This is a genomic window from Mycobacterium sp. IS-1556 (assembly GCF_001499985.1).
Classification (GTDB): domain Bacteria; phylum Actinomycetota; class Actinomycetes; order Mycobacteriales; family Mycobacteriaceae; genus Mycobacterium.
Map to the genome: position 1 here is coordinate 557,698 of NZ_LQIM01000012.1, position 9,583 is coordinate 567,280.

Below are 9,583 nucleotides of genomic sequence, written 5' to 3' on the forward strand. Positions count from 1 at the left end.
GGGGAACGCGGGCGATACGCTCGGCGGCCATGCGAGGCATGTTGGCTGCGTTGGCCATTGCGCTGGCCACCGCGCTGACCTTGGCAACGAGCCTGGCCATCAGCGTCGCTTCGCCGGCGTCCGCCCAGCCCGGAAGTGAACCGTCGGGCGCCGTCGCGCTGCCGGACGGACCGGCGCAGTCCTGGTTGCTCGCCGACCTCGATTCCGGCCGGATCCTGGCTTCCCGCAACCCTCACGAGCCGCACGCGCCCGCGAGCACCATCAAGGCGTTGCTCGCCATGGTTGTGCTCGACCAGCTTCCGCTGAACGGGGCGATCGCGGCCCGTCCGGCGGCCGCCGACGTCGAATGTTCTTGTGCGGGAGTAAAAGCGGGGCGTGCCTACACGGTGCGTCAACTGCTCGACGGGCTGATGCTGGTGTCGGGCAACGACGCTGCCAATGTGCTTGCCGACGGCCTCGGCGGCTATCGAGTCGCGGTCGCGAAGATGAACGCCAAGGCGTCGACGCTGGGAGCGCGCAGCACGCGCGTCTCCTCCCCGTCGGGGCTGGACGGTCCGGGGATGGAGTCGGTCACCACCGCCAATGACCTCGCGATGATCTACCGCCAAGCGCTGCGGTATCCCGCGTTCGCCGCGATCGTGCGCCAGCCGTCGTCGCTGTTTCCGACCGACAACGGCCCGAAGACCATCACGAACCAGAACGAGTTGTTGAAGCGGTATCCGGGCACGCTCGTCGGCAAGACCGGCTACACCAACCTGGCCCGCGACACGTTCGTCGCCGCCGCACAACGCAACGGTCGCCGGCTGGTGGTCGCGCAGCTCTACGGCGACGGCGACCTCTACGGCCAGGCAATCGACCTCTTCGACTGGGGCTTCAGGCAGCCCTAAATCTTGTGCGAGCGACCGCGTTTGCCCGCGACACGCCGCCATTGCGCGGCATTTTGCGGTCGCTCGCGCGTCACGGGAAAGTGCGGCCCCGCAGGATGACGAGATCCGGCTGGTTGACGACGGAGGCGCCGAGCCGCGGATCGTCGGCGTAGCACACCAGGTCCGCGGGTGCGCCGTGCTGGATACCCGGCCGGCCCAGCCACTCGCGTGCGCTCCAGCAGGCAGCACCCAACGCCTCGGTGGCGCTCATGCCGATGCCCTTGAGCGCGTCGATCTCATCGGCGATGCGACCGTGCGCGACCATGCTGCCCGCGTCGGTACCGGCGAATATCGGTATGCCGGCCTCTCGGGCCGCGGCGATGCGCGGGTAACTCTTCTCGTGCAGGTCGCGCATGTGTCGCGCGTATTTCTGGTACTTCTCGGCGGCGCCGTCGGCGATGCCCGGAAAGTTCGCGATGTTGATCAACGTCGGCACCAGCGCAGTGCCGTGCTCGACCATCAGGTCGATGCTGTCGTCGGTCAGGCCGGTGCCGTGCTCGATGCAATCGATACCGGCCTTGATCAGCCCCGGCAGCGCGTCCTCGCCGAACACGTGGGCGGTCACGCGAGCACCGTTGTCGTGGGCGGCATCGATCGCGGCCTTGAGCACGTCGTCGGACCACAACGGTGCGAGATCGCCGACTTCCCGGTCGATCCAGTCGCCGACGAGCTTGACCCAACCGTCGCCGAACCGCGCCTGCTCGGCCACCGCGGCCGGCAGCGCGGACTCGTCGTCGAGTTCGATCGCGAATCCACGCTGGTAGCGCTTCGGCCTGGCGAGGTGGCGGCCGGCCCGGATGATCTCGGGCAGATCGTCGTGGTCGGCGAGGCTGCGGGTGTCGACGGGTGATCCGCAGTCGCGGAGCAGCAGCGCTCCCGCATCGCGTTCGACCTCGGCCTGCTCGATGCAGTCGTCGAGGTTGTCGAGCGGGCCGTGCGCGCCGAGCCCGACGTGGCAGTGCGCGTCGACGAGTCCGGGCAGTATCCAGCCGTCAGCCCGGTCGGCACCGAAGACGGTCTGAGCTCCGCTCACCGGTTCGGCGCTCAGCACACCGTCGACGATCCACCACTCCACCGGCTCCTCGTCGGGAAGTCCCCGACCGCGCACATGGAGGCGCATCCCTATTTCTGGCCCGGGAACTTCAGCTTGGACAGGTCGATGTCGGCCAGTCCCGGTGGGAGCTCATCGAGGCCCTTGGGCATATCGGACAGATCGGGGAACCCCGCGGGCATCCCCGGCATTCCTGCGCCGAGCGGATTGCGCACCTTCGGCGGCGTCGGCCCGCTCCCCTTCTTCCGGCCCTTCTGCCCCTTCTTACCCTTCTTGCCCTTGCGGTTGGATGGCTTGCGGCCGAACGGCATTCCCATCTGCCCGGCCATCTGCGACATCATCTTGCGGGCTTCGAAGAACCGCTCGACAAGCTGGTTCACCTCGCCGACCGTCACACCGGAGCCATTGGCAATGCGAAGCCGGCGCGAGCCGTTGATGATCTTGGGATCGGCACGCTCCTCGGGTGTCATGCCGCGGATGATCGCCTGCAGGCGATCGAGTTGCTTGTCGTCGACGGCGGCCAGCGCATCCTTCATCTGGCCCGCGCCGGGCAGCATGCCGAGCAGGTTGCCGATCGGACCCATCTTGCGGATCGCCAGCATCTGCTCGAGGAAGTCCTCCAGCGTCAGTTCGCCGCTGCCGATCTTGGCGGCGGCCTCCTCGGCTTGCTGGGCGTCGAAGACCTGCTCGGCCTGCTCGATCAACGACAGCACGTCGCCCATGCCGAGGATGCGACTGGCCATCCGATCGGGGTGGAAGACGTCGAAGTCCTCGAGCTTCTCTCCGCTCGAGGCGAACAGGATCGGCACGCCGGTGATCTCGCGGACCGACAGCGCGGCCCCACCACGGGCGTCGCCGTCGAGCTTGGTCAGCACGACGCCGGTGAAGCCGACGCCCTCGCGGAACGCCTCGGCGGTCGTGACGGCGTCCTGGCCGATCATCGCGTCCAGCACGAAGATCACTTCGTCCGGGTCGACGGCCTGCTTGATCGCGGCGGCCTGACCCATCAGCTCCTCGTCGATACCGAGGCGGCCCGCCGTGTCGACGATGACCACGTCGAAATGCTTGGTCCGGGCCTCGGCGAGACCGGCGGCGGCGACCGCGACCGGATCACCGGGCGCCGCGTCCGCCGATCCCCCGCTGCCCTCGGGTCCGACACCGGGGTGCGGTGCGAAGACCGCGACGCCGGCACGCTCGCCCACGATCTGCAGCTGACTCACGGCCCCCGGCCGCTGCAGGTCGCATGCCACAAGAAGCGGCGTATGCCCTTGCCCGCGAAGCCATTTCGCGAGCTTTCCGGCCAAGGTCGTCTTACCGGAGCCTTGCAGACCGGCCAGCATGATCACGGTCGGCGGAGTCTTGGCGTACGCCAGCGTGCGGGTCTCCCCGCCGAGGATGCCGATCAGTTCCTCGTTGACGATCTTGACGACCTGCTGGGCCGGGTTGAGGGCGCCGGACACCTCGGCGCCGCGGGCGCGCTCCTTGATGCGGTTGACGAAAGCGCGCACGACGGGCAACGACACGTCGGCTTCCAACAACGCCAACCGGATCTCACGGGTCGTCGCATCGATATCGGCGTCGGTCAACCGCCCCTTGCCACGCAGGCCCTGCAGGGCGCCGGTCAACCGGTCGGACAGGGATTCAAACACTTAAGCCTCCTGCGGCCTAGCCTAACTGGCCTCGGAGACCGCCTTGGCGGGCGGCGGCGCGGGCAGCACCGCGTACAGGTCACGCTCGATGTCGTCGCGAACGGCCGCGCCGGCGGTGATACCGAACACATCCACCACCGAGGAGCCCAGCGTGGTCACCTTCGCCCAGGCGATGTCGACGCCATCGCGCTCGAACACCGCGGTGAGCCTCGCCAGCAGACCGGTGCGGTCGGTGCTGCGGATCTGCACGATCAGCTCGCCCGGGCTAGCGCCCTGCGACCACAGGATGCGCGGTGGAGCGGTGACGTGATTGATCGGCACCGCCGCCAACACCTCACCGGCACGGGTGGTGCCGTGTTGCGCGGCGTCGCGATCGCGGCGGTCGAGTGACTCGAGCACGTCGAGTTCGCCGTCGAGGGCGAGGATGAACTGCTGACGCAACAGCTCGCCGGCGGGTGGTGATCCGAAATGCGGTGAGACGACGAACGTGTTGATCGCCGAGCCCTGGTGGCCGTTGACCGACGCCGAGTGCACCCGCAGCGAATTCAGCGCCAGCACCCCGGCGGCCTTCGACAGCAGCCCCCGTCTGTCCGGCGCGATGATCGTGACGTTGTAGATGTGCGGGCTGTCCGCCGGCGTCAGCTCGACATGCACCCCAACCTCGGCCGCCAGTGAAAGATACCGCGGGTCAATGGGATCCGGTTCGGGCAGCGGCTCGCCGGCCATCACCATCTTGCACCGGTGGACCAAGTCGCCGATCAGCGACGCCTTCCAGTCGCCCCAGACGCCGGGGCCTGTCGCCAGTGAATCCGCTTCGGCGAGCACATGCAGCAATTCCAGCAGCACGGCGTCGCCGTCGAGATCGGCGACCACCGCTGCGATCGTGTTGGGGTCTTGCAGGTCGCGCCGTGTCGCGGTGTGCGGCAACAGGAGATGATGGCGCACGACCTTGGACAAAACCTCGACGTCCGAGGGCCACAGGCCCAGTCGGGTGCCGATCTGGGTCGCCAATTCGGCGCCGATGACGCTGTGATCGCCGCCGCGTCCCTTACCGATGTCGTGGCACAGCGCGCCCAGCATCAACAGGTCGGGTCGGGACACGCGCGTGGTGAAAGCGCTTGCGCGCGAAACTGTTTCGACGAGGTGCCGGTCGACGGTCCAGATGTGCACGACGTCACGCGGCGGGAGGTCGCGGACCGCGCCCCACTCCGGGAACAGCCGGCCCCACAGACCGGTGCGGTCCAGCGCCTCGATCGTGGCGACCGCCGACGGCCCCGCTGCGAGCATCACCAGCAGGTCCTTCAGAGCCTGCCGCGGCCAGGGCGTGCGGAGCTCGGGCGCCGCCTCGGCAAGCCGGGCCAGCGTGGAAGCGGCCATGGGCAGCCCGGTGGTCGCCGAGGCGGCGGCCACCCGCAGGATCAGACCGGGATCGCGTTCGGGACGGGCGTCGCGCGCGAGGATCACCTCGCCGCCGAACTCGATGACGCCCTCGTCGAGGGGGCGGCGGGTGGGGCGGCGCAGCGACGCGAATCCGCGGCGGGGCAGCGCGTTCGCCGCGGTGCGGACACCGGCGTCGACGTAGAAGCTGATGGTGCGCGCGGCATCGGAGAGCGTGCGCGCCAGATCGAAGCGGTCCCCGATGTGTAGTGCGGCGCCGATCTCGTCGGCATGCTGGGCCAGCAGCAGGTCGCGGCCGCGCCCGGCGACCCTGTGCAGCTCGGTCCGCACGTTGAGCAACGCCAGGTGGGCCTCCCCCAGCGTGCCGAGCGGCGAGGCCGAGGTCCGATTGGGGTAGACGTCGGTCAGCTGCGCGATCGCCAGCGCATTGAGCAGTTGCACGTCGCGCAGACCGCCGCGGCCACACTTGAGATCCGGCTCGGCACGGTGCGCGATCTCACCGCTGCGCTGCCAGCGCGCTCGGGTGTGTTCGACGAGTTCGTCGAAGCGCGAGACGATTCCGGTGCGCCACTGCCGACGGGCGCCCGCGATCAGCAATGCCGACAGGTCCGCATCGCCCGCGATGTGCCGCGCTTCCAGCATTGCCAGGCCCGCCGAGATGTCATCGCCGCCCACCTTCAACGCCTCGGGTACCGTCCGCACACTGTGATCGAGACGAATGTTGGCGTCCCACAACGGGTACCACAACAGCTCTGCTACCTGCCCGACCAAGTCGGGCGGCATGTTGTCGTGCAACAGCGTCAGGTCGAGGTCGGAGTACGGCACGAATTCGCCCCGGCCGAGTCCACCGGTCGCGACGATGGCGAAGCCGCTGGTGGGTGTGATGCCGACCTCGGCGGCCTTCGTGGTGAGCCAAAACTCGTACAGATCCTGCAGTGCCTGCCGCAGGGCTGCCGAATTCAGTTGGCGGGCAGTGCCTGCCAGCAACTGCTTGCTCGCGGCGGCGAGGTCCGTCGCTGGCCGAGACGAGCCCGCCGCCGGCGCTACCCATCGGGGATCGGGTTTCTGCTCAGTCATCTCGGTTTCTCCCGCCCTGTCGAGAACTGCTCATGGTGTCATCGGTCGGGAGACGAATTCTCAGTTCTTCAAGCGGCTCAAAGGGCGTCGGCTCCGCGTTCGCCGGTTCGCACCCGCACGACGGTGTCGACAGGACTCACCCACACCTTGCCGTCGCCGATCTTCCCCGTCCGTGCGGCCTGGACGATGACATCGACCACTTTGTCGACAGCGGAGTCTTCGACGACCACCTCGACGCGCACCTTCGGCACGAAATCCACGGAGTACTCGGCGCCGCGGTAGACCTCGGTGTGCCCTTTCTGCCGGCCGTATCCCTGGACCTCGCTGACGGTCATCCCGAGGATCCCCGTCTGCTCGAGCCCGGTCTTGACGTCTTCGAGCGTGAACGGCTTGACAATCGCAGTAATCAGCTTCATGTAGTCGATCCCTTCCGAGGAAATTGTTGCCGATCAGACGAGCTCGTAAGCGGTTTCGGCATGTTCGGTCTCATCGATGCCGGTGTCCTCGTCTTCCGCGGTAACGCGCCAGCCCAACGGCTTAACGATAAAGGCAATGATCGCCGTCATGATGCCAGTGAAGATCACGGCCACCGAGGCGATCACCACCTGCACGACGAGCTGGCGGATGCCACCGCCGTAGAACAGGCCGGTGTCCAGCGCCAAGAAGCCGATGCCGACCGTGCCCCACAGGCCCGCTACCAGGTGCACACCGACCACGTCGAGCGAATCGTCGTAGCCGAACTTGTACTTCAGGCCCACTGCGAGGGCGGACAACACACCGGCGATGACGCCCAACATCAGCGACCCGATCGGCGACAGCGCACCGCAGGCCGGGGTGATCGCCACGAGGCCGGCGACAATGCCCGACGCGGCGCCGACACTAGTCGCGTGACCGTCCCGGATCCGCTCCACGAGCAACCAGCCGAGCATCGCCGCGGCGGTTGCCGCAGTGGTGTTGACCCAGACCTGGCCGGCGATCATGTCGGCCGCGCCTTCGGATCCCACGTTGAAGCCGAACCAGCCGAACCACAGGATGGCAGCGCCGAGCATCACGAACGGAATGTTGTGCGGCCGATAGGCCATCCTGCCGAACCCGGTCCGCTTGCCCAGCAGCAGCGCGAGCACCAGTGCGGCCATGCCGGCGTTGATGTGGACCACGGTGCCGCCGGCGAAGTCGATCGGAGCGACGTTCGCCAAACCTTCTTCGTTCACCCCGAACAGCTTGGCCGCGATGCCGCTCCCGGACGACGACATCAGGCCACCGCCCCAAACCATATGGGCAAGTGGGAAATACACCAGGGTGACCCAGATTCCGCCGAACACCAGCCAGGTCCCGAACTTCATCCGCTCGGCCACCGCGCCGCTGATCAGTGCGACGGTGATCACCGCGAAGGTGAGTTGGAAGCCGGCCCAGACGATCGCGGGGACCGTGCCGAACCCGCCGAGTACGTAGAGAGTGGTCTCGCCGACCTCCTTGGTTTCCAGAAGTGGACTCAACCCGAACAGCGCGAACGGGTTGTCGAATACGCCGAGGATGTCGTCGGTACCGGTGTGCCCCGATGCAAACGACATCGAGTACCCCCACAACACGTAGATGACGCTGACGACGCCGAGGGTGCCGAACGACATCATCATCATGTTCAGCACCGACTTCTGCCGGGAGAGGCCACCGTAGAAGAACGCCAGACCGGGTGTCATGAACAGGACTAGCGCCGCGGCCATCAGTACCCACGCGGTGTCGCCCGCGCTCAACCCTTCCGGGCCGAACGGCGCGAACGCATCATCGGGAAGAGCCAGGGGTAAGGCTGAAACCACTTTGTGTGAACCTCCTCGGGAAGTGCGCCGATCGGATCGGCCTCCCGAAGAGACTCTTCGGCCCGCGTTTCACCGGTGATTCTGTTCGGTTTCCAGTAAGTGAACGCGCACGCGAGAAGCGTTACGCTCGTGTTTCTGCGAGCGGCCGCCAGCAAAAACGGTGTCTGCCGAGGTCCTTGGCGAGTGCAAACGCTTACCCGAGGAGCGCGTCGACGAAGGCCGCCGGCTCGAACGGCGCGAGATCGTCGGCCCCTTCCCCGAGCCCAACGAGTTTCACCGGTACTCCCAGTTCCTGCTGCACCCGAAAGACGATTCCGCCCTTGGCCGTGCCGTCGAGTTTCGTCAGCACGACGCCGGTGATGTCGACGACTTCAGCGAACACCCTGGCCTGCGGCAGACCGTTCTGGCCGATCGTGGCGTCGAGCACCAGAAGTACCTCGTCGACCTCGGCGCGGCGGCTGACCACCCGCTTGACCTTGCCCAGTTCGTCCATCAGGCCGGTCTTGGTGTGCAGCCGCCCGGCCGTGTCGATGACGATGACGTCGGCGCCGTCCTCGACGCCCTTGTCGACCGCGTCGAAAGCCACCGATGCGGGATCCGCGCCCTCCGCGCCACGCACCACGTGTGCGCCCACCCGCGACGCCCAGGACTGCAACTGATCGGCCGCGGCGGCCCGGAAGGTGTCGGCCGCGCCGAGCACCACGCGGCGCCCGTCGGCGACCAGCACGCGGGCCAGCTTGCCGACGGTGGTGGTCTTGCCGGTGCCGTTGACCCCGACGACCAGCAACACCGACGGTTTGTCCGCATGGGGCAGCGCCTTGATCGACCGGTCCAGGTCGGGCCGCAGTTCGGCGATCAGGACATCACGCAGCACGGCGCGGGCATCGGCCTCGCTGCGCACGTTGCTGCTGGCCATCCGGGCGCGCAGCGACGACACCACCGACTCCGTCACGACCGGCCCGAGATCGGCGATCAGCAACGTGTCCTCGACCTCTTCCCAGGACGCCTCGTCGAGGTCACCACCGCCGAGCAAGCCCAACATGCTGCGGCCGAGTGTGTTGTGCGACTTGGCCAGGCGGCCACGCAGCCGCTCGAGCCGGCCTTCCGTCGGCGCGATCTCGTCGAGGGCCGGAGCGGGGGGTGCGCTGTCGGGGGCGGGCGCGGTCGGAGCCGCAGCGGGCTTCTCGAGAGGCTTCTCGACCGGCGCCTCGGGCAGCTGGACGTCCGCGATCGGGCGCTTCGGCGAGTCCCGCGGGATCGTGGCGTCATCACCGACCGCGGGCAGGCCAGTGGTGTCGATCCGCTCGGCCGGCCTGGCCGGTGCCGACTGGGTGAACGTGATGCCCGACGACGCCGTATAGCCCCCGGAGCGGTCGATTTCGGGGGCCGTGTCGGCCTTCGACAAGCTGATCCGGCGGCGGCGGTATCGCACCAGGCCAACGACCAGCGCGGCGATCAGCAGTACGGCGATGACCGCAATCGCGATCCACAAACCCATCCAGGCAGCATCTGTCACCGCGCCATTGTCTCAAGGTGTCTCGGCGTCGACGCTCCCGGTGCATGCGATATGTGCACGTTCAGGAGCGCTCAGCGCTCTGTTCTGTTTCGGGACATCGCTGACAGGTTGATGTCTCGGGACATCGCTGACACCTGAGTGGGGCTGCGGCC

General features: G+C 67.8%; 7 protein-coding genes. 1 reads left to right on the plus strand and 6 read right to left on the minus strand.

The features are described from left to right. The first annotated feature begins 29 nt into the window (after positions 1-29). Entirely contained in the window at positions 30-887 is an 858-nt protein-coding gene (locus AU187_RS12155) for a D-alanyl-D-alanine carboxypeptidase family protein (RefSeq protein WP_059166768.1), read from the plus strand. Positions 888-957: 70 nt separating this feature from the next. On the opposite strand, the gene AU187_RS12160 is transcribed toward AU187_RS12155, so the two are convergent. From AU187_RS12160 to ftsY, 6 genes are all read right to left on the minus strand, one after another. Further along, positions 958-2,046: an amidohydrolase family protein gene (locus tag AU187_RS12160; protein ID WP_059166769.1), complete on the minus strand. Its 1,089-nt coding sequence runs from the start codon at positions 2,044-2,046 to the stop codon at positions 958-960. Positions 2,047-2,048: 2 nt separating this feature from the next. Beyond that, the gene (gene ffh / locus AU187_RS12165) at positions 2,049-3,626 is read right to left on the minus strand and encodes a signal recognition particle protein (RefSeq protein ID WP_059099639.1); all 1,578 of its coding nucleotides are present in this window, start codon (positions 3,624-3,626) and stop codon (positions 2,049-2,051) included. 21 nt (positions 3,627-3,647) lie between these two features. Continuing rightward, positions 3,648-6,101 (minus strand): [protein-PII] uridylyltransferase, encoded by a 2,454-nt coding sequence (locus AU187_RS12170; protein WP_059166770.1) that lies wholly within the window; start codon positions 6,099-6,101, stop codon positions 3,648-3,650. A gap of 77 nt (positions 6,102-6,178) precedes the next feature. Next, complete coding sequence (locus AU187_RS12175) at positions 6,179-6,517, minus strand: P-II family nitrogen regulator (protein WP_018600748.1); 339 nt, start codon at positions 6,515-6,517, stop codon at positions 6,179-6,181. A gap of 33 nt (positions 6,518-6,550) precedes the next feature. Next, on the minus strand, positions 6,551-7,915 hold the full coding sequence (locus AU187_RS12180; RefSeq protein WP_059099637.1) for an ammonium transporter: 1,365 nt from the start codon (positions 7,913-7,915) through the stop codon (positions 6,551-6,553). A 193-nt stretch (positions 7,916-8,108) separates the two neighbouring features. After that, a complete protein-coding gene (gene ftsY, locus AU187_RS12185) occupies positions 8,109-9,413 on the minus strand; it encodes a signal recognition particle-docking protein FtsY (RefSeq protein WP_059100100.1) in 1,305 nt (434 codons plus the stop codon). Between the last annotated feature and the right edge of the window lie 170 nt (positions 9,414-9,583).